The sequence below is a fragment of the Thermoflavimicrobium daqui genome, assembly GCF_003313465.1.
In the GTDB taxonomy this organism is placed as follows: Bacteria; Bacillota; Bacilli; order Thermoactinomycetales; family Thermoactinomycetaceae; genus Thermoflavimicrobium; species Thermoflavimicrobium daqui.
Genome location: NZ_KZ845675.1, coordinates 41,959 through 66,995, shown reverse-complemented (window position 1 = coordinate 66,995; position 25,037 = coordinate 41,959). Strand labels below are relative to the sequence as shown.

The window sequence follows — 25,037 nt, the reverse complement described above, 5'->3', positions numbered from 1 at the left end:
CAATGCCGACGATCACACTAAGGCTAGAACTACATAAGCCAACTCAAGCCAAACAGGATATGTATCAGCGAATGACGGAAATAAACACAGCATTTGCTAACTGGCTACTTGTTCACCCAGAGGTGAACAAGTAGCCAGTAAGATTTTCAAAGAGCTTTCTCATGGAAAATTTCCGTCTGCTGTAGTGAACCAGACGATTCGGGAAGTCAAATCAAAAAAGAAAAACCAAAACGCGAAATCATTCAAAAAGCTATGGTGTTGCTTCAACAATCAGAATCTCAAGATGGAAAAGGTTGGAGACTTCTATACGGTTTCCTTTCCAACTTTGGAAAAGCGGATCGGTGTACCCGTTGTAGCCCGTCCTTATCAGCAGGCATGGTTAGAGAGAATCCTAAACGGAACCGTCAAACAGGGTGCCAGCGAGCTATACAGGAAAAAAGGAAAATGGTATATCGCCATTCCAATCACTTTTGAAGTAGAACAACGGAAAGAAACTAAAGTCATGGGAGTTGATCTAGGACTGAGATACATAGCTGTCGCCAGTGTTGGAACAAAATCATTATTCTTCAAAGGAAACCAAGTTGCTTTTGTTCGTAGACGTTTTGCGGCTAGACGAAGAAAGCTAGGTAAACTGAAAAAACTTTCCGCCATCAAAAAATCAAAAGATAAAGAGTCTCGTTGGATGAAAGATCAGAACCATAAAATCAGCCGTCAAATCGTAGATTTCGCATTGACCAACGGTGTTGGTATCATTCGAATGGAAGATTTGACGGAGATTCGAAATAGGGCAAAGTCTAAAAAAGAAGCTGGTAGAAACCTTCATTCATGGGCTTTCTATCAGCTACAGAAAATGATTAAGTACAAAGCAGAAATGGTAGGTATCCGCTTTGAATTAGCTAAACCAGACTACACCAGTCAAACCTGTGAATGTGGTCATCGTGAAAAAGCGAATCGAAATGGCATCCAGTTCAGATGCAAAAAGTGTGGTTATACCTGCCATGCTGATCTGAATGGAGCAATCAATATAGCTAAAGCCATTTCTGGGTTAGTAGCCTAGCGTACTGGTAACAGGTACGCCACCCATGTGGGTACACTCTAACCACATGGGATGGGGTGATGACACACCCCTGAACTTGGGCGTTGTCCAAAACGGAAACAGACTACGGACGCTAACGACCCAAGAATCCCACGGCTTCAGCCGTGTGGAGTGTCAAAGTAAACACGATCATTCATTTCCCAACATCGAGACTTTAACAACCGAAGATGTTGGTTGCATGGGTGATTTCGGATCGATCGCAGTCACTTTATAATAATAAGTTATCGACTTCGGCCAAAAGTAAGATACAATTTGATTCCATAGGGTTGGGGGAATCACCTCATCAACATAGCTCGTTTTACGTATATCATGTGCTAGCTCAACAAAATTTTTCCCATCAGTAGAACGGGAAATCGTATATCGGATTTGTTCACCTTTTGCAGGCCAACTGAGTGTAACTCGCCCTTTTTCATAGATGGCTTGTAAACCAAATGGGGTGGATTTTTCTGGCTTGCTAGCTGATGATTGAGTAAAGGGGTGAATAGGCTTGCCCTGATGTGCTTCGGTCATTATCAGACTAAATAGTTTCGCCGGAATACCGCTTCCGGATAGAGGCAGAGGCGGATCTTCTCCCTTTTTGACTCCTTGGTTAAAGACGACAACCGATGTAACATAGTCTGGCGTATACCCGACGAACCAGGATTTTTCACTATTCTGTGTAGTTCCACTCTTCCCAGCCACTTCTCGTCCATCTGCTAAGCGCGCATACTGATATCCTGTTCCACTTGGGTCTTCAATTACTTGTTTAAGTATCTGTGTCATTTTCCACGCTGTCTCTGGGTGAAATACTTGATGAGCCGGATTTTGAATCGGGATGATTTCTTCGGTTCCATTGGGATTTGCTACTCTTAATTCACGGATAATATGTGCTTCATAGTATTGACCATGATTAGGAAAAACAGCATAAGCTTGAGCCATATCTTTACTCGATACCCCTTCAGTCAACCCACCTAATGCCAGTGGAGAATAATTTTTATCTTGTTCTACTAGAGGAAGTCCTAGCTTTTTCCCATAAGCAAATGCTGTATCCAATCCTATTTCATCACGAAGTAAACGGACAGTGGAAGCATTTAATGACCATTTTGCCATTTTTTCCAAAGTAACCATCCCATAATATTTGGGTTCATAGTTATGAATCTGTTTTCCTTGTACCTCAATTGGTGCATCTAACACGAGTGAATTTGCTTGAAACCCTTTTGTCTCAATGGCAGGGGCATACACAGTCAATGGTTTAATGGTCGAGCCTGGTTGATGTTTTTCAATCGCTCGTACCTGAAATCCAGCTCGATACTGTCTTCCGCCACCAATCGCTACGATCGAGCCATCTTTTGGGTTTAAAACCGTAATCCCGGCATCAACTTTCTCAGCTGATACTGGATTTCCTTGATGATCAACAAAGTGGCGATCATTTTTTAATACTTCCGTCACTTTTTGCTGTATCGTACGATCTAGACTCGTATAAATTTTCAAGTTACTGCTAAATAGTTTATTTCCTTTAAAATGGGGATATTTCCGATTAATTTCTTCCTGAATTAAAGTAAGATAAGGTAAATTTGATATCCTTTCTTTATATACTTGTAAACTAGATTGATCTTTGATGGGTAAGTCCGCTTTGGACCAAAATTCTTCTTCTTGTTTTGTAATCAATGGAGGCATATCATCATTCCGAGCCATGACATAGAGGACATCAAGCTGTCTTTTTTTTAGTCTCTTTCGATTATCTTCACCTAGATAGGGATTGTACGTAGTCGTCCCTTGGGGTAATCCTACCAGAATCGCAATTTCTCCAGGCGTTAACTGATCCTTTGTTAAATCTTTACCAAAATAAACTTGTGCTGCAGTCTGAACACCATAAATATTATTGCCATATTCGATCCGGTTTAAATAAGCTTCTAGTATCTTCTCTTTTCCTTTATCTTTTTCAAGGTTCCATGCAGCAGCCATCTCTTTTAACTTCCGGCTAATCGTTCGCTCTTGAGTCCCCAAAACGACTCTGCGGGCGACTTGCATGGTAATCGTACTCCCGCCTTGCTCCCTTTTCCCTGTTAAGGTAGAGACAGCCGAGCGAACCATCGCATAAAAGTCCACCCCATTATGCTTGTAAAAGCGGACATCCTCCATTTTGATTAAGGCATCGATTAACTTTTTATTTTTCGTTTTTAACTCTTCTAGAGATATAAACTCGTGATAAATCGTTCTTTCTCGCTCGACTGGGTCTTGTTCCTTGGCTAACTGGATGATGCGTCGCTGATCCTTATCATAAATAATCAGACCACTCTCATCGATTCGCTCTAAGGGTAGATATTCACCTGTCAAGATAATCGTAGCTACCATACCTATCATTAAAACTAAGGAAGACACAAGAACAAGCATGAGCCACTTCCATGTAAAAAAGAGTTTCCACTTACTACGAGGGACAGGTTTGTCTTTTGAAGATATAGGCGATTTCCCTTTATCCCTTTCTTTCTTGGATTCTACCTTTTGTGGTAATTCCTTTGGTGGCTTTGTCTCATTGATTCGTACGCTACGCACTTTAGGTACAAACTCTTCTTCACCCTTCTGCTTTTCGCTCATCAATCTCCCTCCTTTACTTCATCCCTTCTATGTGTATCACTTTATTTACGAGAGTATAACCAAACTATACATAAGAAGGAGCGCAATAGATAGTCAAAACTAGGAGCCCACTATGATGAATATTCCCCCTTATCTGACCAATATAGGCAAAAAAGATCCCAGCGCTTCTGCACTGGGATAGAGTCGATCAGAGACGAAATCGGGAGAGTAAAAGAGAAGGGGGACGATTTTGACCTGGATCTGGATCTTGACCTGGATCTGGATTTGGAGTTTTAGGTGGGAATGCATTGGCATTGCTTTTACAAGTTGCTATATCTCCCGATTGCTTGAGACATTGCTCTACATTAATTACACAACCATCCGCCTTATCTTTACATGCGTCCCTAGCAATTTGCTTACACTTGGCTCGATCTTTACTACAATCGATTTTATTCGGATCTTCTTCTTTATCACAACCCTCTGCTTCTGGATCTTCTTCACATTTTTTCTTCTTACACTCTTCCGAGTTTGGATCATTTTTACAAGGATCTTCTTCTTCCGTATCCTCAATGGTTATCGACGCTACATTGGATTCGATTTTTTCGTCAGATTGCTTTTTATTCGTTGCGACTACTTGATATTGGTAAGTTTGTCCAGACTTGACATTCGGATCTACTTTCATTGCCCCAGCATCTTTACCATCTTTCAACACAGTATAACTATAGTCGCCGCCAAGGTCGCTCCAATTCAAATGGACCGCTTTGTCCTGTTGATTATATTCAGCTGTTAGGCTAAGCTGCTTTTTCACCTCTTTTTCTTCTTTTGGTTTAGGCGGAGGAGCCGCGCCTTCAGGCTGTCTAAAGTTTTCCTTCGGCATATCTTTCATCGCTTCGGACATAAATTCACTAAAAATACTAGCTGGAACAGCACTCTTAATTTGTAGCTCTTTGCCTTTATTTTCTGGTGTATTTACCCTAAATACATCCACAGCTGCTATATATTGTGGCGTATAGCCGACAAACCAAACGGTATCTTCTTTATCTGCCGTTCCTGTTTTTCCTGCCGTAGGTCGACCGTCTTTAATTTGTGCCTTTTCCCCTGTTCCTTCTTTTACAACTCTTTCTAGCATCCGGGTCATGTAGTATGCAGATTTCTCACTAAACACTTCCTGACCTTCTGTCTCACGCTCATAATCCTTCTCGAGTGGATCATCGACTTTCTTAATGGTAAAAGCTTCTTTTACCTTCCCATCACTTTGTGGGTACACGGTATACGCTTGTGCCATCTCAAGCGTTGAAGCTCCTCTCGTTAATCCCCCCAGAGCAAGCGGAGAATAGTCCAAGTCGGCATTGACTAGCTCTAAGCCTAACTTCTTAGTATAATTAAATGATCTCTCTAAGCCTACTTTTTGAAGCATTTCCACGGTTGAAGCATTCAATGAATCTTTCACGTTCTGCCACATCTGGATTTTACCTGCATAATTTCCGGTATAGTTTTTAATCTTTTTTCCACGTACAGACACTTCTTTATCAACTATCGGTGTATATTCATGATAGCCTAAATCCTCGATCGCAGGCGTATATACAGACAATGGCTTGATCGAAGAACCTGGCTGATGTCTTTCTAGTGCCCGGTTGGAATAACCTTTTAGATATTCTCTTCCCCCACTAATAGCAACCACTGCACCATCCGGTTTCATTACCGTTACCCCTGCATCCATCAGTTTGGGATCAATCATTTTCCCCTGTTTAGAAACAAAGAGTTCTTTCTTACTCATTGCTTTATCGACGGCTTGCTGCATTTTGGGTTCATAGTTGGTATGGATCGTAGCCCCATGTTTTAGTACTTCTGAGTCTAGCTTTCCATCATCGATTAACTTACCGATCTCTGACTGGACTAGCTGTAAGTAGGCTTCATTCGTATTTTTCGGCTTAACAAATTCAGCATAATGATTTTCGACACGTTTCTCCATATCCATCTGTTGATACTTCGATTTATCGGCTTGACTAATCAGTGGCTGCATCTCATCTGTCCGAGCCATAATCCCAAGAACTAGATTCCGTCTATCCAATGCTTTTTTCTTAATCTCAGGCTTTGGATCAAGTGGATAATAACCGGTTGGTGACTTGGGCTGGCTGGCTAAGATGGCTACTTCATCGGGCTCTAATTTTTGTTTTTTAAGATCTTTGCCAAAGTAAATCTTAGAAGCAAGGGAAATCCCTTGAATACTTGGATGGAAGTTAATATAGTTCACATATGCTTCAAGGATCTTCTCTTTTCCATATTTCTTCTCCAATTGTAAAGCGACAGCAAATTCCCTAATTTTCCGTGTATAAGATTTTTCTTTACTCTGCAGGACGATATTACGGGCAACCTGCATGGTGATCGTTCCACCACCTTCAGCTTTCCCCATTGCTATAATATTCCTAACTACTGCCCGACCTAAAGCATAATAGTCAATGCCATTATGTTTATCAAAGCGAGCATCTTCTACTTTTTTAATCGTATCCAGCAAGAGAGAGTTGTGCTTGTTTAGCTCCTCATACGTAATAAGCTCTCTTTGGGTATCATCCACTCCAAACTTTCCAATTTCTTTATTATTTACATCTACAACTTTAGTAGAGTAATTAATATTTTTTAAAGCATTAATGTCCACTTCTGGAGTCGTAAAGAAAATAAAAGCCGCCCAACATGTTACCCCCAAGATGCAAACAAGCATTGCCCAAGAAAACCATTTAAAATAAAGACCAAAGTTGCCTTTCTTCTTAGGTCGATTGGTCTTTCGATTTCTCCGGGAATGCCGTTGTGATCTGGATAATGGTGGGTCCATCTGATGAAAATCACTCATAAACGAACCTCCTGGTACTTTTTCAACATTACTTTTGAGTCAAGGATAGTTCTTCAAAATTCGGGGATTTCCCCCAGTTTTAGCAATAAAGAGTTTGACTTTTCTCCCCTATACCTATTAAAGAGCTCCATATGGTATATTGAAGCAGAGGTGAAAAGATACATGAATTCCAAAGCAGCGATTTTTGCTAGTCTCTTTACCGGTGGATTAGGAATTTTAGCTTCTCTTTTCTTCCTTCTACATTATGGTTTAAAAGGCTTCATCGCTGGCTTAATCGGCTCAGCTATTTGGTTCGGACTAGCATATTATCTAAAAAAAACATCCCTATAATTTCAGCCCAACACAACAATAAACTATAATACATTATAACGAAATAGCTAAAAAATGGGCGTTTTTTTAAACTAGAATGTTACGATAGTATTACAGTTTATTTACTTATTTTACATAATTCCAATGAAGTGAAAAACCTCCAGTAACTGGGATAATAGCACCTGTAATCCAATCAGAGTCCGGATGCGCCAAGAATCGCACCACTCTAGCAATATCCTCACCTGTTCCAGGTCGTCCCACTCGTGAACGTGGATCAGCTTGTCCACGTGCCTCTGAAATAAGCGCTTCTTTATAAGGATCACGAATATCACCTGGATAAATCATATTCACTGTAATTCCAAAAGATGCCTCTTCTTCAGCTAGTGTTCTTGTCAGGGACACTAGCCCTACTTTTGCAGCCGCATAAGAAGAGTAACCTGACCACGCCGGAGCAAGCTCTGCACCAGCAAAACCAAAGGTAATAATTCGACCTCCTCCTTGCTGCCGCATGATAGGAATCACTTCACGAGTTATATAAAATACACTTGATAAATTACCATCGATCATCTCCCCCCACTGATGATCCTGTAACTCTACCAGCGGAATCGGTTTAAAATGAAAAGGACCTGCTGTACAAACCAGCACGTCGATCCGTCCCCATGTATGCATCACTTCTTGAACCATCTGTTTAACTGCGGATAATTGGCTCACATCGCCTTGTAAAATGAGAGCATCACTTCCTATTTCCTGTAGCTCATGTTGTAACTTTTGGGCTGCTTGACGACTTTTCCGGTAATTAATCACAAGTTGATAGCCATCTTGAGCCAAGCCTTTGGCGACCATCACGCCAAGCCCTTTTGCTCCACCCAATACCCATGCAACTTTTTTTGGCATGGAATTCTTCCTTTCTATCCATGATTTATCATATTGCCGAGGTGATATCTTCGCCACGCAGCACTTATGAATCCTGTTTCTAGATCAACAACATTCTTATCTCCTATCGAGGAGGGCACTGTGTTACATAGACCATTGATACGGGTTCAATAACTCCTAGAAAAAAAGCTTCCTTCCTATCAACATGGAAGTTAACCTCTTTGCAGTGTTTCGATTAACTTACACATATCTAAGGGTAATGTTGACTCCCACTCTTTCCATTCTTTATATCGCGGATGATAAATGCGTAAATAGGTCGCATGCAACGCTTGACGAGGAATATCCTGCATATCCGTCCCGATCCCATACAGAGAATCACCAAAAATTGGGTACCCCAGCCAAGCAAGATGTACACGAATCTGATGCGTTCGGCCGGTTTCTAGCTGCAATCGTACCTTTGTCGCTGTTGGATAACGCTCTACGACTTGATAATGAGTAATCGCTGAATCGCCCCCTTCACCAAAGTCAACTTTTCTTGCAATCGCATGATTTAGATCCAGTCCAATCGGGGCGTCAATCGTTCCTGAATCTTGTGCCATTTGTCCATGAACAATCGCAACATACATGCGCTGATATCTTTTTTTCTTCATCTGCTCAGCCAAGTAGGCATGACCATAAGCATGCTTAGCAATCACCATCAGCCCAGAAGTATCTTTATCTAATCGTGTTACTGGGCGCATTTTGTGCATCTGACCTAGCTTTTGCCAATGGTAGAATAAACCATTTGCTAGTGTATATTCTGGATGGCTACGTGTAGGATGAACCACCAATCCAGGAGGCTTATCAACCACCACAATATCTTCATCTTCATACACAAGATGAAAGGGAACTTTTTGGGGTATTAGATACTCTGGAAGCTCCTCTTCCATCATTCGAATTACAATTCGATCTCCTGAGTGTACACGTTGTGTAAAGTAAATCACATCACCATTCACAGTAACAAGTTGATGCAATTTTAGCCTTCGCATCATCCTTTTCGAAAAACCAAAGTGACTTTCTAAAACTTGTCGTAACATCTTTCCATCATCTGTTTCAGCAACTTGATAGACAAAAGTTGCCTGTTTATCTACCATAACTACGACACCTCTATCTTTTCTCCTACTACAACCTTAGGCATGTTTAAGCGATAAGCAGCGAATTCCTGTTAAAAAGGTAACTCTACTTTAGTATTTGAATAATCATATAAGACATAAACCAAATAAACAAGCACTGACCAATCCCACTTAAAATCCCTGTAATCACACGTAGAACATTATTACTTTCCCTTAAACCCCAACGTTGTGTCAAACCATCGATTAACATCGGTAGTTGCAAAAAAATGGATAAACCAAGAGTGAAGAGATTTTTAGGAGCAAAATAAAAAAGGGGGAGTAAGATATATGAAGCATAAATGGCTGTACAACGCGCGCATAAAGGCATGGGCTTTCCTTTAATATGAATCGTCCGATCCGGGCGACGATGACAAGGGATCAAAGATAAAAAATTCACTCCAGCTCACGTCCTTCTCTATCTATTCAACTTCTGAGTAAGCATCGATAGGAACTGTCTAAAAACATGATTGCTCTATTTTTTGTCCATTCGCTACCACATAAAAATGGTTACGACATCTGAATATGTCGTAACCAAAAGTCACTTTCTATTAACAATCCAAACCACAATCTGGAACATCACAACAATCACAATCCGGGAGATCACAGCAATCACAGAAATCTAATTTTAATTTCTTTTTCAACTTCATCGCAAATGTTTTCTTTTTATAAAAGTACATCGTTCCTGAACTAATCAATGCTCCAGAGCCAAGCAATGAAGCTCCCAAAAGTAAATTACCTACCATTAGAAAATGCAGGCTAGCAATAATCAAGCTAAAAAATGACATCATTAATAAAATAAACATACTTTCCCTCATTTCAGCTAACTAATTTTTATCGATAAGTTAGAAGAGAAAGCTATTTTTATATTCCCATTATACAATAAAATAGAAACAAACAATCAGTATAATAAATGATTCTATACAATAATTAAAATAAGCTATTACATATTCACTCCACCCAAAAAGTGTATTTCAATCTAAACCATACTTTAATCAGAATTAATCGCAGCAATCACAATCTGGAAGGTCACAGGAATCACAACAATCACAGTCAAACTTCGATTTTTTCTTTTTCTTTTGTGTCTCATGTTCATGTTGTGTATGTGCTTTACTTTGGTATAAGAACATGGTTCCTGTTCCAATAGCAGCACCAGAGCCAAGTAATGAAACTCCAACTAACAAATTACCTGTAGCAAAAAAATGTAAGCTCGCTATGACCACACTAAATAAGGACATACTAAGTAACATAAACAAACCGAAATTCCCCCTACCGAAAAATGGTATTATTTCATACAAATCGGAAATCTTATTTTTTAGCATTTCCATTATACTAAAAAACAGAAATTTATCTATCAAATTATTTATAGAATTGTTATTTACCATAAATGAAAAGGTGTGATCATTAATAGATCACACCTTTTCGTGTATGCGTATTCGCGATAAGTTCAGGCACAGGGTCAAAATAAAATTCATCATATTTTTTAGTAAAGCCACCTTGGCCATTTAATACACCAGAACCCCAAGTCGGGTCCATCGTCACCCAGCGCCCAGCTATCCATACTTCAACCCAAGCATGTTGCTGGTTACCTGCTTCCCCTTCTACAAAACGAGCAGGCAAATTCGCTGCTCTTAAAAGAGCTATCGATAGGAATACAAAATCTTGACAAACTCCTTTACGTAAACGAAGAGTTTTGAGTGCACTATCATCCCAAGCATAGCTGTTGTTCTTCAATTTTCTTACGTCGTAATGGATGTTTTTCGCAACATAAGAAAAAATCGCTTTTGCTTTTTCTAGATCACTTCGCTTCCCTCTCGTCAATCGAGAAGCTAAACGCTTGATAATTGGATGATCGGATTCAATCCCTCGCGATGGCATCAAATCTCGTAAATCCTTTTGTGTTTGATTCCATACCTTAAACCGTGCTATGGGATAAAAGCGAAAGTAATCATTTTTCTGAGTCGTAATCTCAGGGACAAATACCACTACATCATACATACCCATACCAAAACGGAGGCCAATTTGCCCATCAAAGCGGTTTTGTCTAATTGGCAAAAAATACGTTGCTTTGGTGCCACCTTTGTCAATTTGTACCACAATATGAGTCGTCTTTCTCGCTAAGGAGACTTTGGGGTCGATTTTTCCTGCAATCCGATAAGTTAAGCGAGTCTGAGCATAGCCTTCAATAGGATGGCTTAAGAGAATCCCTCTTTGTTTGTAAAGTTCTGTAAATTGGATGCCTATTTTTTCTTGTTTTGACTTATTTTCTATATAAAGTGTAGCTCCATTTACAAATCCATCCTTTTTTGAACGGTCTGGAAGGAGTACCTGGATTCGGTAGATACCATTTCCTTCTAACAATGGAAGTTGCTCTGAAAACTCTCCTTTATGGACAGTGATCGGAAACCGCATCACATTTGCATCTTTATGAATCTGGACCATCAGATTACTTGCTGAACTTTTGCCAGCTAGTGTAAAGAATTGATCTTGTATGGTATAACCAGAGCTTGGTGCAGCTATCTTTAGTTGATCTTGCTTGACTTGTTGACTATAACTAATATCACGTTCGATCTTGGGATTCACATTTTTGACATAAAATGAAGCAAAAGGTATGTACCTTTGCTTATCTGCTATACGAATGATGACTCGATATTCCCCAATACCAGCAAATAGTCGAATATTTTGCTGAAATTTCCCATTTCGAAGGGGTACATAATAGTCAAAGGATTTCGGCAATCCCTTCATGGTAGGCTTTAAAGAATTTACCTGAATCCAGAGATAGGAGTTAGGACGTTTCTTGAATGCCTTTATTTGCCCTGATACAAATACTTGGGCATCGGCAGCAAACTGCCTATAACTGGGGGAAGTTAAGCTCCCTCCCAGCTCCTTTGCATAAGAAGAAAGCTCTATTTTTCGCTGTGGAATGCGTTTATTTAAGGTTTGGGCTTGTAGATCTTCAAATGATGAAATTGGCTTTGGTAAACCAAATCGCAACCAATCATAATCACAAGCAGCTAGACTGAGTACGACCAGAAAAAAAAGAAAAAGCCCAGATGTAACTAACTTCTCCTTTCTCATTGAAGGGTTCCTCCACTTATTTTTTCCAGTTCATTCTATATTCATGGTAACCCTTGTATTTTCCTGTTTATAACCCATATTTCTAACAACCATACAAAAAAAGCGCATACTCACTCCATGTGATCCGAGTTTTCTGCGCTCAAAAGTATAGTAATAGAAACCAAAGACCAAAACGAGAACTGCACTTACATAAGAACGAAAAGATGAAAATAAAAACAATATTATCATACACTAAATTTGGTTTAATGTCCGTATAAAAAAGGAGATTTTTTTACTTTTTTTCATTGATCATTTAGAAAGTTTCTCTAAGAAAGAGGCTTCGTCCAAAATTTGAATTCCTAATTCCTGAGCCTTCTTTAGCTTGGATCCTGCCTTCTCTCCAGCAATTAAGATGTCCGTTTTTTTACTTACACTTCCGGTTACATGAGCTCCAAAAGACTCCAAAAGCTCAGACGCTTCTTTACGACTCATCTGCTCAAGTGTTCCTGTGATGACAATCGTTTTACCTGCAAATGGAGAGTCCCCTTGTTCTTTAGATGGTGTTACTCCAAGATAAGTCATATTGACACCTGCATCTTTGAGACGCTCAATCGTTTGTTTAACCTCCGGCTTTTCCATATAGGTTAAGACACTGGAAGCCATTTTAGGACCTATCTCATCTAAAGCAAGTAGCTCATCCTCTGTCGCTTCTAAGAGTGCATCCATCGTCTTAAAGTGCTGAGCAAGAATTTTCGCTCCTTTGGCTCCTACAAAACGAATTCCAAGACCGAATAAAAGGCGTTCTAGGGAGTTTTTCTTACTGGCTTCAATGGCTTGCAGTAAATTATCAACGGACTTTTCACCCATTCGTTCCAAACCAAGCAAGTCGGCTCTATTTAAGTAATATAAATCAGCTACATCCCGAACCAGATCTTGGCCAAATAATTGGGTAACCACTTTTTCACCTAAACCATCTATATTCATCGCACCTCGAGAAACAAAGTGAATAATCCCTTCTCGGGTTTGCGCTGGGCACTTCGGATTAATACAACGTAAAGCAACCTCTCCTTCGAGTCGGACTAACTCGCTTTCACATTCGGGGCAATGTGTAGGCATCTGATAAGGTTGCTCTTCTCCTGTTCGCTTTTGCTCAAGTACACTAACCACTTCAGGAATGATATCGCCAGCCTTTTTGATAATCACATGATCCCCTAACATCATCCCTTTTTCACGGATTATATCTTCATTATGGAGAGAAGCTCGCTTTACTGTAGTACCAGCCAAAGAAACAGGTTCTAAAATAGCAGTAGGCGTAATGACTCCTGTTCTACCCACTCGTACTTCAATATCACGTAAAATCGTCTCTGCTTCTTCAGCTGGGAACTTGTATGCAATAGCCCAACGTGGACTCTTCGCAGTCGTTCCCATCTCTTCACGCAATCGTAAGTCATCTACTTTAATCACGATTCCATCAATCTCATATGCAAGAGTGGGACGCTGCTCACGCCAATGGGCTATATACTCCAAAACATCTTCAATCTGATCCAACGTCCTTCTTTCAGGATTCACTTTTAGACCTAGCTCCTCCAAGAAGTTAAGGGACTCTGTATGTGTCGTAAATTCGAGCCCTGCAATTTCATCTAAACTATATAAGAAAATATCGAGTGATCTTTCAGCTGCTAACTTCGGATCTAGCTGACGTAATGAACCAGCCCCAGCATTACGCGGATTGGCAAAAAGAGGTTCGCCTTTTTGCTCACGCTCTTGATTCAGCCTTTCAAACGCTTTTTTGGGCATAAATGCTTCCCCACGTACTTCTAGAGTTACTGGCTGTTTTAATCGTAGAGGTAAGGAGCGAATCGTCTTTAGGTTCTGGGTAATATCTTCACCTGTTTGTCCATCTCCACGTGTTGCCCCTAGTTGAAAAAATCCATCTACATAGCGTAGAGAGACTGCCAATCCATCAATCTTTAACTCACACACATAGCGCACAGGCTTTCCTTGGGCTGCTTTTTGTACACGTTCATCAAAATCACGCAGATCTTCTTCATTAAAGGCATTGCCTAAGCTTAACATGGGTGAGGTATGTTCCACTTTTTGAAAGAAAGGAAGTGGGTCCCCTCCCACCCGCTGTGTGGGCGAATCCGGAGTTACCAGTTCAGGATGTTGCTCTTCCAGTCGAACAAGCTCCTTCATCCAGTTATCATATTGTGCATCAGAAACAATAGGGTCATCGAGTACATAATAACGATGGTTATGCTCATTAATTAGCTCTCTTAACTCATGAGCACGCTCTCTAGCTTCTGTTAATGACAAGAAAACCCTCTCCTTTCAGCGTAAGGATTTACACCTTGGTAATCGGGGCAAAGCGAGCAAGTAATTTTTTCACTCCGGTCGGAGCTGGAAAAGCGATATTTAGCTCTAAGTCTTCGCCGGCTCCTTGCACTTTCACCACAGTTCCTATCCCCCATTTACGATGCTCGGCTTTATCACCTACAGCCCAATCCGAAACAGTCTGTACAGGTCGGTGGATAGCAGAGCGGCGCATCTCTGAGCTTGGTGTCACTTTCTTCGCTTGCCCCACTTGTTCGATTAGCTCACTTGGGATCTCTTTCAAAAAGCGGGAAGGAGGGTTTGCACTGGTATGTCCAAATATAGTACGAACACGCGCTCGTGTCAAATGTAAACACTTCTCGGCACGCGTAATTCCTACATATGCTAAACGGCGCTCTTCTTCCATCTCTTCCTCATCGTCCATCGTTCGACTGTGTGGAAAAATTCCTTCTTCCATTCCAACCAAAAATACATAGGGAAATTCCAATCCTTTTGCACTGTGTAAAGTCATCAGAGAAACGGAAGAGGCTGGTCTTGACTCGTCAACCGATTCATCCAAAGCATCAATATCCGAAATGAGGGCTAAGTCTGTCAAAAAGGCTACCAAGGATTTATCTTCACTACGTTTTTCAAACTCTTGTACTACAGACATAAATTCGTGAATATTTTCTAAACGCCCTTGTGCCTCCAACGTCTTTTCTTTCTTTAACTCTTCACGATATCCTGTCCGTGTTAACACTTCTTCCGTCAACTCTTCCGCTGATAAATATTCCACCATCGCATGAAGTTGCTGAATCAATTGGACAAATTCATTGAGTGGAGTAAGGTTCCGTTTGGTAAGCCCAATCTGATCCGCTTCGAGCAAGGCATCGATGAGGGAAAGCTGGTGTGCTGTTGCGTAAGTTTGGATTTTCTCCAATGTGACGGCACCGATCCCGCGCCGTGGCACATTAATCACCCGAGTTAAACTTAAATCATCGCGTGGATTTACAATCAACCGTAAATAAGCCAAGATATCCTTAATCTCTTTACGTTCATAGAATTTAATCCCTCCAATCACTTGGTAAGGAATATTCGATTTAAGTAAAACTTCCTCTACGACCCGTGATTGAGCATTGGTACGGTATAATATGGCAAAATCCTTATAATCCGTACCTGTTTGGTTCCCTCTCATAATCTGCTCGGCAATATAATAAGCCTCATCATGTTCATTTTCCGCTTCAAATAACTGGATGGAATCACCTGTTTCATTTTCAGTCCAGAGATTCTTCGGTTTCCTCTCCGTATTGTGAGCGATCAAATGGTTAGCAGCTTCTAGGATTTTTTTGGTTGAACGATAGTTTTGCTCTAGTTTAATCAGCATCGCATTGGGCCAATCTCTCTCAAACTGCAAAATGTTACTAATATCGGCACCTCGGAAGCGATAGATAGACTGATCTGCATCACCCACAACACAAATGTTTTGATGATTGGCCGCAAGCATACGAACGAGGACGTATTGAACATGGTTTGTATCTTGATACTCATCTACATGGATATATTGGAACTTTTTCTGATAATACTCTTTCACTTCAGGTACCTGCTCGAATAGCATAACGGTTTTCATCAGCAAATCATCAAAATCCAAAGACTCATTGGTACGTAGTTTATCTTGATATTTCTCATAGACTTCTGCCGCTACTTCAGCCATAAAGTCTCCTTTGGCTAAAGCTTGCTTCAGCATTCCTTGAGGACCTAAGAGCTGATTCTTAGCTGCACTGATCCGATGTAAAATCGAGCGAGGCTCAAACTTTTTGGGATCTAAATTCTCTTCTTTTAGAATTTGTTTGATCACTGAAAGCTGATCTGATGTATCCAAAATCGTAAAATTACGAGAATAACCAATCCGATCAATATCGCGTCGTAAAATTCTCACACACATGGAGTGAAAAGTAGAAATCCAGATGTCTTCGGCAACTGAACCAACGAGTCTTCCAATTCGCTCTTTCATCTCTCTAGCCGCTTTATTGGTAAAAGTAATCGCTAAAATATTCCAAGGATGAATCTTCTTTTTAGCCAAGAGATAAGCAACACGAAATGTAAGCACCCGTGTTTTCCCACTTCCTGCCCCTGCTAAAATTTGTACAGGTCCTTCTGTAGTCTCCACTGCTTGTCTTTGCATCGGATTTAACCCATCTAGTAATGATAATGTTGAAGGGTTCATTGATGAAGTCCTCCCTTTCTACTCCCCTTTTCTAAGTGGCGTTTCTTTCACCCATTTCACTGTGTTCATCGCTCTTTCTACATGGTAGTAAATCAAATTTCCCACCACAATCGTATCAGCCCATGCTGCCATGTCTTTCGCCTGTTCTTCTGTGGTGATCCCCCCACCATAAAAAAGGCGAGATTGCTTTAAGCCTTTACGTGCTGCTTTGAGCATCTCTACTTTTCCATATGTTCCGCTATATTCAAGATAAAAAATAGGAATACGAAAAAGTTGGTCACAGAGCTGTGCATAGGCAGTGATATCTTGTGGGGTTAATTGAGTATCGCATTTGGTTAAACGACTTACTTTCGCATCTGGATTTAGAATCACATATCCTTGTAAAGCGATTTGCTGCCAAGGAATGAGGTGACCATATTTTTGAATGGCTTCAAAATGGGCCCCCTTAATCCAATAAGCTTGCTCTGTATTTAGAACAGAAGGAATCAGATAGCCATCAAATCCTGGCATGACTGCTGAGTGATTGGAAATTTCCTGAACACAGTGGATAGGATATTGCTTCACTCGCTGTAAGAGCGCAAATGTATTTTCAAATGTAATTCCATCAGTCCCACCAATAATAACGGCGTCTGTCCCAGATGTACAGACCATTTTCAGTGCTAAGTCCGATAGCTTTCGGTTAGGATCTAATTTAAATACGTGACGCCACTTTTGCATCTTCTTCCGAAACATGATGTCATACTCCTTCCGATCTAAACCAACAAACCTATTATACACAACTCTATCCAACAAAAAAAAACCTCGCATCATTTGCGAGGCATCTTCCAATTATTTCTTCTTATTTCAAATAAAACGCTTTCAAACTATTCTTTTTCATTGGCTTTGATCCGATCTAATACCAAGTTATATCCTTCCGTTCCATAGTGAAGACATCTCTTCACTCTGGAGATCGTAGCTGTACTTGCACCTGTCTCTGCTTCAATCTGATTATAAGTATATCCAGCACGAAGCATTCTCGCCACTTCCAAGCGTTGTGCTAAGGATTTGATTTCACCAACAGTGCATAAATCCTCAAAAAATTTGTAGCAATCCTCCATTGTTTTTAACTGTAAAACGGCTTCAAATAATTGTTCTATTTCTTCTTTCTTTAATTTATTTAGCTGCACAAGCTTAGCCCCCTTACTCTTCCATTCCGTTTTCACCCTTTAAAGCAATAACATTCCACATATGAATGAAAAAAACCTTCTTTTAATTTTTCTATAACTATTCCTATATCATAGAGGTTGTTGCATGTTTTTACTTTTAGTTCCATCCATTTCTAGAGTTTTTAACTATTTTTGCAACAAAGTCTATTATAATAAAATAAACCAACTACTTTATTTCGCTAAAAAACGACCGCTTCCTTATTATGCAGAAAACAACACTTCGAATCAACTTTTATTAATAAAATACCCTTTCATCTATACAAAGAAAACTCTTTCTCGAAGACGTCTACTAGAGTCTCTCATTCCCCAAAACATTGAATTTTCGATCCATAGAGCAGATGCCCTTAATCAAATTTCCCTTGTCATAAATGAAAGCAAATCATGTACAATAAAAATAACAAAGATAAAGGGGGCACTCATTTGTCTATTACTATTGAAACACGAGGTTTAGAAGAGAGCCAACATCCTTTTTATGTCATTCGTTATGCTCTACTACGAGACCAACAAGAGTGGTTGACTAGTGTAGCTCGTTATGTCCATACCAATCAAGGAGGAAGAGTACAGTTCCTTGAGCCGGATCTAAAGAAAATCCGGCAACTGCCAGATGGTCTTCAACACATCGACCAATTAGAGCAAATGCTAAAAGACGAAGGTAATAAACTGGTCACTCAGCAGAAGGGGTAGGCAGTTAGCCAAATAGAAGTCATTCGTATCACTGATGATATAGTCGTGACCAATTTCAACAGACACTTTTTAGCAGAGAGAGCTTAGTTTATAGCTTCTCTCTTTTTTGTGCTATAATGGGTCTGACGTTCCCTTAAAGGAGAGATAAATGATGAGCAAAAAAGGATACATACTCATGCAAAACGGTGAAAAGATCGAGTTCGATCTATTTCCGGGCGAAGCTCCAAATACCGTAGCCAACTTCGAAAAGCTAGCCAATGAAGGCTTTTATAATGGTCTTACCTTCCATCGTGTCATCCCTGGCTTTGTAAGCCAAGGTGGTTGTCCAATGGGAACAGGAAGAGGCTCTGCTGGATATACCATCCAATGTGAAACGGAAGGAAACCCACATAAACATGGGGTAGGCGCTCTATCAATGGCCCATGCAGGTAAAGACACAGGCTCTTGTCAATTCTTCATTGTCCACGAGCCACAACCTCACTTAGACGGAGTTCATACCGTTTTTGGACAAGTCACATCCGGTATGGATACCGTCTTAAAGATGAGAAATGGCGATGTCATGGAGAAGGTCGAAGTATTTGATGCTTAAGTAGGTTTGTGATTTCGATGATCCTCAGCTTGTACGAAAAATAAGTAAATCCTCGTGCCATCTAAACAGTGGTACGAGGATTTTTTTGCTTATAGCAAAATACCCGTATTTGAATCCAAATTATTATGTATTTTTACTAAAAGCGATAGCAAAAACCACCAAATAAACTAATCACCTAGCTAATGATGTGAATGGCTACAGTACTCCATGATATTTGGATCATGAATGTCACTTTCTCTCTAATGTTTTTCTATGGTCAAATAGCAATTTACATGTTTTTTCCTCTGCGGTGTCACAGTTTATTTTTACGATATCTTCAATATAAAAAGTGGATTCTCCGTCATCTAATCCATTCGAGGTAATTCGTGTAATGGTAACTTCGTGAGAACCCATTTCTTTGACAAAGCCAACCATATTCAGTTGACTATCATTTTCATCGATACATATGGTAACGACCAAATTTTCATCTTGTGCCCTAACTAAACACGCTCTAAATAGATCTGACTCGAACGCTACCCCCGCATTCATCAGATCTTTATACGGTTGTTTTTGAAGTGTGTATATTAATTCTAGCCGTCGTTCATACTCTCCAGCTATATCCACTCTAAAAATATCTTCGATCCTTCTCAAAATATAGCCATCATTATACCCATCTGGTGTTACATGCTTCATCGCAAATTGCTTACTAGAGAGGGAATGGATAAATCCCACTGAGCAGCTATCAGGCTGAGATCGGTCGGTAAACACAGATACCATACATTTTTCTTCCATAGAACGCTTTAACATTGATAAAATCAAGCTTTCTCCCATGAAATGTCACCTCATTCAACCATATACTTAAACTACTTTTTAAGAAGAGATTATTTCTTCTGATCTTCTATATCTAAAATAATCAAATACACCATAAACCAAAGCCTCGTGTGATTGTTAAAGGAATATCTATCCCATTATGAAAAACAAATCTTTTCTGTATTTACCCGCTCTAAGATGGATGTTAGAAATATTTATCATTTATCTTGTGACATTGGTTTTTCCTTTTCATCTTGTTTATACACAAAGTATTCGGAAATTTCACTCATAATTATAAAAATAATGCAATAATTAAGGACTTGATCAGATGACCAAATTGGAGAATGAATCACATACTTATTTAACAAATGTAATGCCATATAAATGAGTACAAGATTTTCTAATAGGTTATAAAGTTTATTTTCAAAGATTTTTTTCATCTTAGATGATCCTCCATTTCTGAAGGTAAATACGAAGGAGCTCTTTTATCTAATTTCACTTAAACCAGTTAGTGTTAAAAGGCTTAAGGTTTTCGATCATATTTATCATCCTCATCATAGAAGCTAAAGAGGATAATAAATCAAAGGTATTAGGGTTTAATTCTATTTTAAATATCTAGGTAACCTTTTTATTATTCCACCCAAAATCATAGCTATTGCAGTAAGAATTAGACGATATACTTGGTCTGGAAAAGCAAAAGCTGCACTAAATCCTTCCATTATTAAAATAGGGAGTAAAGGCTTGGGAGGAGTTAATTTAATGGATATAACCATTAAAACAATATTTAATAGGAATAGCCCGAAATATAGTAGTTTTGTACTTTTTTGCTTTCCATATATGTCTTCTAAGTAATAAATCCATAGTCCAAAATTTCCCAAACAGAGCAAATTCCCAAACCATATATAAACAATTATTTGGTTAAATATATCCATATTACTCTCCCTATAATCTTTGAGATTCTCTTTAAAATCCTATAGAATTTCACTATCTTCCCTTTCTAACATTCACAATGGAAATATGTGGGAATATTTATATATAGGGGATCCTATATTGATTCTAGTCCTATTGATATTAGATCATCCTTATTTCCTTTGTTATTTTTAGTTGGTTATCTTGATCATAAGTGAAACAGATTTCTTAAACGCTTTTTATATCCGTCTTTTTTATGACATCGGCAATTCAATTCCCTATCTTTTGTAAATTTACTATAAAACAAAAATCCTGCCATACTTAAATGAAATTTGGAGGGATGACGAGATGAGATACAATCTTGTTTGCATTAGCAGCAATCCTTGAAATTGGCTTTCCCTTCTAAGTATATCTCTATCCTTTCAGCCATCTTAAGCTAACTTAATATGATAGAAAGTATCCTCTGTCATAATTCTTTTTTCATGAAAACTCTCTAAGTCGATGATCTCTCTTCTGCATTCTGAAACCTCTTCAGTAAATACATGCCCAGAGAATGAGTCCATTTTAACTCTGCAGTCCGTTCTATAATCTTAGGGTTTTAATAGTCTTGTCGAGCATGTTACATAGTTCGATCATTCCTAGAGTTAGAGCGAATCGCTTTTATGTAGGATCAGCTTTTCCCTAAAGGGACAAGAGTTATGTTCATAGTTCCTATGTTAGTAAATGTAAACTTTCATTAAGCGAAACGGGAAATACAGCTCAATCGGGTAGAATTCTCTCAAAATGGTATTCTATCTATTCTCTCTTAGCAAAAGAAACAGTTTTTTTGCTATGAAATTGACCGAGTAATAGACAATACCAAAAGAACAGGAAAATAAAATTTCTAAAAAGGTTCCTGGCTGTATAAAACTCATAAGAGTATTCCCTTCTCCTAACCCATATAAAAGATAACCAATAATATAGATTAAAAGGACCAGCAGAATAATCAAAGCTGCTAATTCAAAAAAGCTTGTTCTACCTGTATTAATAATTTCCTCAATAGACCCATAAACAAAAACAGCTGTCAAAATTATACAACCTGTCAGTAAAGACAAACCTACACTGATTAAAAATCTTTTCATATAACCCCCCTAATGGAATTGGAACACACAGCCCCTTATCTTATTCATAAGCTAGATTCCGTTATAGGTATAACCGGCAAGGATGTTGTTGTTTTGATCCGTTTCATAGATGACATTCTTATTCTCATTATTATGGAAGGTGATGGTGCCTGATGAGGTGGTCATCGTTTTCCTGATACTACTTCTCCTAGAACTTCTTTTTCCGTGAGACGGGGTATAAGATCGACTTAGTCGAAAACACGCCTCTTCCTACCTATTTAGGTAATCGACACGACTAATTCAAATTTGATTTTCCTTTTTTTCGAGTTGAGTACTTATCTATCAATACACCAACAATAACCAAATGAATCCCAGTCACAATAGAATATACAATTCCCTTTGTAGATACAAAGCCTACCCAAGATACCTTAATATATTCTAAAACACCATGGCTCCATAATAACGAAGGCGTATTGTAGTGCATAACTAGTTGAAAACCAAGTAATACAAGAATAACCCCGATTATTATTATGACTGGGGTATTTATAAACTTTAATTGTAATTTCGGATAAGTAAGATAACGAACTTCATAAATAAATTTTCCTAATACCATAACGTTTAATAAAATATCAAACCACAAGCCTAAAAATAGAAGCAAACCGCCTACCACAATCAACGCAATAACTATACCAGCACTCTCTCTTTTACTCATATTCTCACCACTTAACACTTAATTTTCTAACTCCTTTAGGCTAACTCTAATACATTCATAATGGATATCTTTTATAAATTATTTTAAAAAAGTCAGATTTACAAGAGCGATAAAAAACCCCTTGTAAATCAAATAATCTATAGAAAACTCTACAACTATCTAAAAGTGATCACCTTCTAAACCATTTTTTACTCTTTTCTTTAGACAACATAGTAAGTAGCGCAAGAATCTGCATTTTGGCCAGGATCACAAAAAATATTGAGAATGGAATCATTTTAAAAACATTCATTTTTTCATAACTAGATACGACAAACGTATAAAAACCTTTATCAGAAAGGAGTTGGAAATCATAGTATTCAAGTGATTATTCCATTCCCCACTAACAATTAAGAACGTTTAACAGGAATACCACCATAATAGCCAGATTGAATGATCCCACTCGCTTCGCCTTTAGGATCCAAACAATAAGAAAGATCAGACCTATTCCCATACCTACAACGGTTTCAAACCATACAAAAAACACAAATAAGTGACGGCTACAATCAAGGCTACTATTCCTAAAAGGACCTTAACATATGTTTTCATCATCTAATCCCTCAACATTATTTACACAAAAATAGGCAATTAAGTGCTTAGTCCTCTATATAGTCGATTCGAACAGCTTTTTATATTTTAGTAAACAGCTGTTCGAACTCTAACATTTCCTATCTTTTTTTGAAGAAATCCTTCTCAATATCTCTCATACAGTTTTCTATTATCGATGCAACCAGAATGGTTCATTCTCTTTTTAATTGGGTATATAATGCAAAGTAAATCTGATAATAGTTTTGCTCATTTGCTACCTCTCTTGTCAAATTGTCTTTATGCTGGGCTAATTTAATTAGTGTTTTTTTGCATCTGGATATGAAGCAAAGTAACTTAGCACTTCAGCAATCAAAGATGCAAAATATCCTGTTCTATCTTCATCGATAATATGGAGTAATTGTTCGAGAATTTCTTGGCTCTGATGTTCCTCTGCTTGATTAATAATTTTTCCCATTTGACAAGTTTACCCATAAATTATCAGCTCCATAAATAGTACATAGCTGACTTATCAACTATGTACTATTTTGTGATATTTATATATTATCAGTATCCACGTGATCTTCTTTTTTGTTGATTTCTCTTACCGTTTGATTTCAATTGCCTATCTATTCGTTGTTTAACTTACGTCCTTCTGTATTTGATGCTTTATCTCTCATTTTTATTAGCTCTTCAGTTGGGATACCTGCCAATCCACTATCCCTTTTATTCTGCTTCCCACCTTTTGATCGATAAACAACACGTTTTTCCCAAGAGACCGAAGGCCTTGCTGGACGATAGACCACTCTCTTTTTATAAGTCTTCTTTCTAGGAGCCCATCGGAATAAAGCCTTAGCAAATTCGTTTTTTGAGACTGGCTACTTTGTCGTTTTCTTCATAGGTAAACCAAGCTCTATCCACACCATTTTCTTTAATTTGTATGAGCTGGTTTAGATTATTAATCTATTCATCTGTTCAACCTTTCTTAAGTATAGGCAGGAATTATTCGATAGATCTTATAATAATTTTTTTGACTCCAATATCTTAAGCTTACTAATTACTGTAGTTTTTTAGTAATTCTCTTAATTACTCCACTGAGAATCATAAACAAGTCTAGTCATAAACAGTCTGTTTGAAAAAGTTTCTTTAACCGCTTGCTAAAGCTATCATTTTCTATGTCTTTACTAGATACTCGTCTTCGATCTCTCTCATAATTTTTTCGATAATCGATGCAACCAGAATGGTTCGTTCTCTTTTTAATTGGGTATATAATGCAAAGTAAATCTGATAATAGTTTTGCTCATTTGCTACCTCTTCTAATTTTCGAGCCGCTGAACTTCTCGTCAAATGACAAGAGGATTTTAACATGCTCATCATAGATTTAAAGTATCGATCTTCCCCCAAAAAATAGAGTGCTTGATAATAATGGAGTTTAGCCCAATCCTCCGTCTCTTGTTTTAATGCTCTTTTTATACTGTTGATACTTTCTTTATCACCTAATTCCCCTAATGCTACAGCTGCAGATCCACGAACCATCTCATCTTTATGATTTAGAAAGGGCTTAATAGTTGGAGATAATTCTTTCCAGCCAAACAAGCCTATACTGTCAAGTGCTTCTGATATCACAAATTCATTCGGGTCACTCAATGCTTCTATCATTAGCTGTTTGATAAGCGGATCTTTATCCCTTTTGTAAAAGAAATATAATGATCCAAGTGCTTCATATCTTGTTAAGTAATCTTCATGACGAGCTAATGTAATTAGTGCTCTTTTCGCTTCTGGATCGGAGATAAAGTAACCTAAAGCTTCAGCAACTAAATCTATATTCCTACCTTTCTTGTCTTCTTCGATTATATTTAGTAAACTTTCTAGAGTTTCTTGGGTCTGGTATTTTCTTGAATGTTCAATGACTTTTAACCAATCATCATATTTACTCATGGAATATCAGCTCCATAAACAGTACATGGCTGATTGATCAGCCATGTACTAATTTCTATATATTATTAGTATCCACGGGATTTTCTCTTTTGACTATTTCTCTTCTTTTCTGTTTTCAAATGCCTATTA

General features: G+C 38.5%; 23 protein-coding genes and 1 pseudogene. 4 read left to right on the top strand and 20 right to left on the bottom strand.

Translation table 11 applies throughout. The features are described 5' to 3' along the window. The first annotated feature begins 2 nt into the window (after nt 1–2). Nucleotides 3–1,057 (top strand): annotated as a pseudogene (locus DL897_RS16210) (RNA-guided endonuclease TnpB family protein). Nucleotides 1,058–1,225: 168 nt separating this feature from the next. On the opposite strand, the gene DL897_RS16205 reads toward DL897_RS16210, so the two are convergent. Continuing rightward, nucleotides 1,226–3,670 carry a transglycosylase domain-containing protein gene (locus tag DL897_RS16205; protein ID WP_113660171.1) on the bottom strand — a complete coding sequence of 815 codons (2,445 nt, stop codon included), beginning with the start codon at nt 3,668–3,670 and terminating at the stop codon, nt 1,226–1,228. A 187-nt stretch (nt 3,671–3,857) separates the two neighbouring features. Further along, nucleotides 3,858–6,497 carry a transglycosylase domain-containing protein gene (locus DL897_RS16200; RefSeq protein ID WP_113660170.1) on the bottom strand — a complete coding sequence of 880 codons (2,640 nt, stop codon included), beginning with the start codon at nt 6,495–6,497 and terminating at the stop codon, nt 3,858–3,860. 162 nt (nt 6,498–6,659) lie between these two features. Between DL897_RS16200 and DL897_RS18375 the strand changes: the two genes are divergently transcribed. Next, entirely contained in the window at nt 6,660–6,827 is a 168-nt protein-coding gene (locus DL897_RS18375; RefSeq protein WP_168188847.1) for a hypothetical protein, read from the top strand. 105 nt (nt 6,828–6,932) lie between these two features. On the opposite strand, the gene DL897_RS16190 is transcribed toward DL897_RS18375, so the two are convergent. The 10 genes from DL897_RS16190 to DL897_RS16145 form a co-directional block, all read right to left on the bottom strand. Then, nucleotides 6,933–7,700, bottom strand: coding sequence for an SDR family oxidoreductase (locus tag DL897_RS16190; protein ID WP_113660168.1), 768 nt, complete (start codon nt 7,698–7,700; stop codon nt 6,933–6,935). Nucleotides 7,701–7,891: 191 nt separating this feature from the next. After that, nucleotides 7,892–8,812: an RluA family pseudouridine synthase gene (locus tag DL897_RS16185; protein ID WP_113660167.1), complete on the bottom strand. Its 921-nt coding sequence runs from the start codon at nt 8,810–8,812 to the stop codon at nt 7,892–7,894. Between the two features lie 85 nt (nt 8,813–8,897). Further along, on the bottom strand, nt 8,898–9,227 hold the full coding sequence (locus DL897_RS16180) for a DUF2085 domain-containing protein (RefSeq protein WP_240627476.1): 330 nt from the start codon (nt 9,225–9,227) through the stop codon (nt 8,898–8,900). A 151-nt stretch (nt 9,228–9,378) separates the two neighbouring features. Next, nucleotides 9,379–9,633, bottom strand: coding sequence for a hypothetical protein (locus tag DL897_RS16175; protein ID WP_113660166.1), 255 nt, complete (start codon nt 9,631–9,633; stop codon nt 9,379–9,381). A 195-nt stretch (nt 9,634–9,828) separates the two neighbouring features. Further along, nucleotides 9,829–10,083: a hypothetical protein gene (locus DL897_RS16170; RefSeq protein WP_113660165.1), complete on the bottom strand. Its 255-nt coding sequence runs from the start codon at nt 10,081–10,083 to the stop codon at nt 9,829–9,831. Nucleotides 10,084–10,231: 148 nt separating this feature from the next. Then, entirely contained in the window at nt 10,232–11,905 is a 1,674-nt protein-coding gene (locus DL897_RS16165; protein WP_113660164.1) for a transglutaminase-like domain-containing protein, read from the bottom strand. 288 nt (nt 11,906–12,193) lie between these two features. Then, nucleotides 12,194–14,200 carry an NAD-dependent DNA ligase LigA gene (ligA, locus tag DL897_RS16160; RefSeq protein WP_113660163.1) on the bottom strand — a complete coding sequence of 669 codons (2,007 nt, stop codon included), beginning with the start codon at nt 14,198–14,200 and terminating at the stop codon, nt 12,194–12,196. 28 nt (nt 14,201–14,228) lie between these two features. Continuing rightward, the gene (gene pcrA / locus DL897_RS16155; protein ID WP_113660162.1) at nt 14,229–16,421 is read right to left on the bottom strand and encodes a DNA helicase PcrA; all 2,193 of its coding nucleotides are present in this window, start codon (nt 16,419–16,421) and stop codon (nt 14,229–14,231) included. Nucleotides 16,422–16,439: 18 nt separating this feature from the next. After that, entirely contained in the window at nt 16,440–17,153 is a 714-nt protein-coding gene (pcrB, locus tag DL897_RS16150) for a heptaprenylglyceryl phosphate synthase (protein WP_240627475.1), read from the bottom strand. Nucleotides 17,154–17,284: 131 nt separating this feature from the next. Beyond that, nucleotides 17,285–17,587: a YerC/YecD family TrpR-related protein gene (locus DL897_RS16145; protein WP_113660161.1), complete on the bottom strand. Its 303-nt coding sequence runs from the start codon at nt 17,585–17,587 to the stop codon at nt 17,285–17,287. A gap of 459 nt (nt 17,588–18,046) precedes the next feature. On the opposite strand from DL897_RS16145, the gene DL897_RS16135 reads away from it, so the two are divergent. After that, a complete protein-coding gene (locus tag DL897_RS16135) occupies nt 18,047–18,310 on the top strand; it encodes a hypothetical protein (protein WP_113660159.1) in 264 nt (87 codons plus the stop codon). 151 nt (nt 18,311–18,461) lie between these two features. Next, nucleotides 18,462–18,899 (top strand): peptidylprolyl isomerase, encoded by a 438-nt coding sequence (locus DL897_RS16130; protein ID WP_113660158.1) that lies wholly within the window; start codon nt 18,462–18,464, stop codon nt 18,897–18,899. 228 nt (nt 18,900–19,127) lie between these two features. Here DL897_RS16130 and DL897_RS16125 read toward each other — a convergent pair whose 3' ends face one another. The 8 genes from DL897_RS16125 to DL897_RS16100 all read right to left on the bottom strand — a co-directional run bounded on the left by DL897_RS16125 (nt 19,128) and on the right by DL897_RS16100 (nt 24,908). After that, a complete protein-coding gene (locus DL897_RS16125) occupies nt 19,128–19,709 on the bottom strand; it encodes a hypothetical protein (protein ID WP_113660157.1) in 582 nt (193 codons plus the stop codon). Between the two features lie 197 nt (nt 19,710–19,906). Further along, nucleotides 19,907–20,128, bottom strand: a complete 222-nt coding sequence (locus DL897_RS16120) for a hypothetical protein (RefSeq protein ID WP_113660156.1) — start codon at nt 20,126–20,128, stop codon at nt 19,907–19,909. Nucleotides 20,129–20,290: 162 nt separating this feature from the next. Continuing rightward, nucleotides 20,291–20,620 (bottom strand): hypothetical protein, encoded by a 330-nt coding sequence (locus tag DL897_RS16115; protein WP_113660155.1) that lies wholly within the window; start codon nt 20,618–20,620, stop codon nt 20,291–20,293. A 768-nt stretch (nt 20,621–21,388) separates the two neighbouring features. Next, nucleotides 21,389–21,718 carry a hypothetical protein gene (locus DL897_RS16110; protein WP_113660154.1) on the bottom strand — a complete coding sequence of 110 codons (330 nt, stop codon included), beginning with the start codon at nt 21,716–21,718 and terminating at the stop codon, nt 21,389–21,391. Between the two features lie 274 nt (nt 21,719–21,992). Further along, nucleotides 21,993–22,409, bottom strand: coding sequence for a hypothetical protein (locus DL897_RS16105; protein ID WP_145962238.1), 417 nt, complete (start codon nt 22,407–22,409; stop codon nt 21,993–21,995). 880 nt (nt 22,410–23,289) lie between these two features. Continuing rightward, nucleotides 23,290–23,448, bottom strand: a complete 159-nt coding sequence (locus DL897_RS18370) for a hypothetical protein (protein WP_168188846.1) — start codon at nt 23,446–23,448, stop codon at nt 23,290–23,292. Nucleotides 23,449–23,599: 151 nt separating this feature from the next. Then, entirely contained in the window at nt 23,600–23,776 is a 177-nt protein-coding gene (locus DL897_RS18365; protein ID WP_168188845.1) for a hypothetical protein, read from the bottom strand. Between the two features lie 367 nt (nt 23,777–24,143). Then, on the bottom strand, nt 24,144–24,908 hold the full coding sequence (locus DL897_RS16100) for a HEAT repeat domain-containing protein (RefSeq protein WP_113660152.1): 765 nt from the start codon (nt 24,906–24,908) through the stop codon (nt 24,144–24,146). Nucleotides 24,909–25,037: the final 129 nt, after the last annotated feature.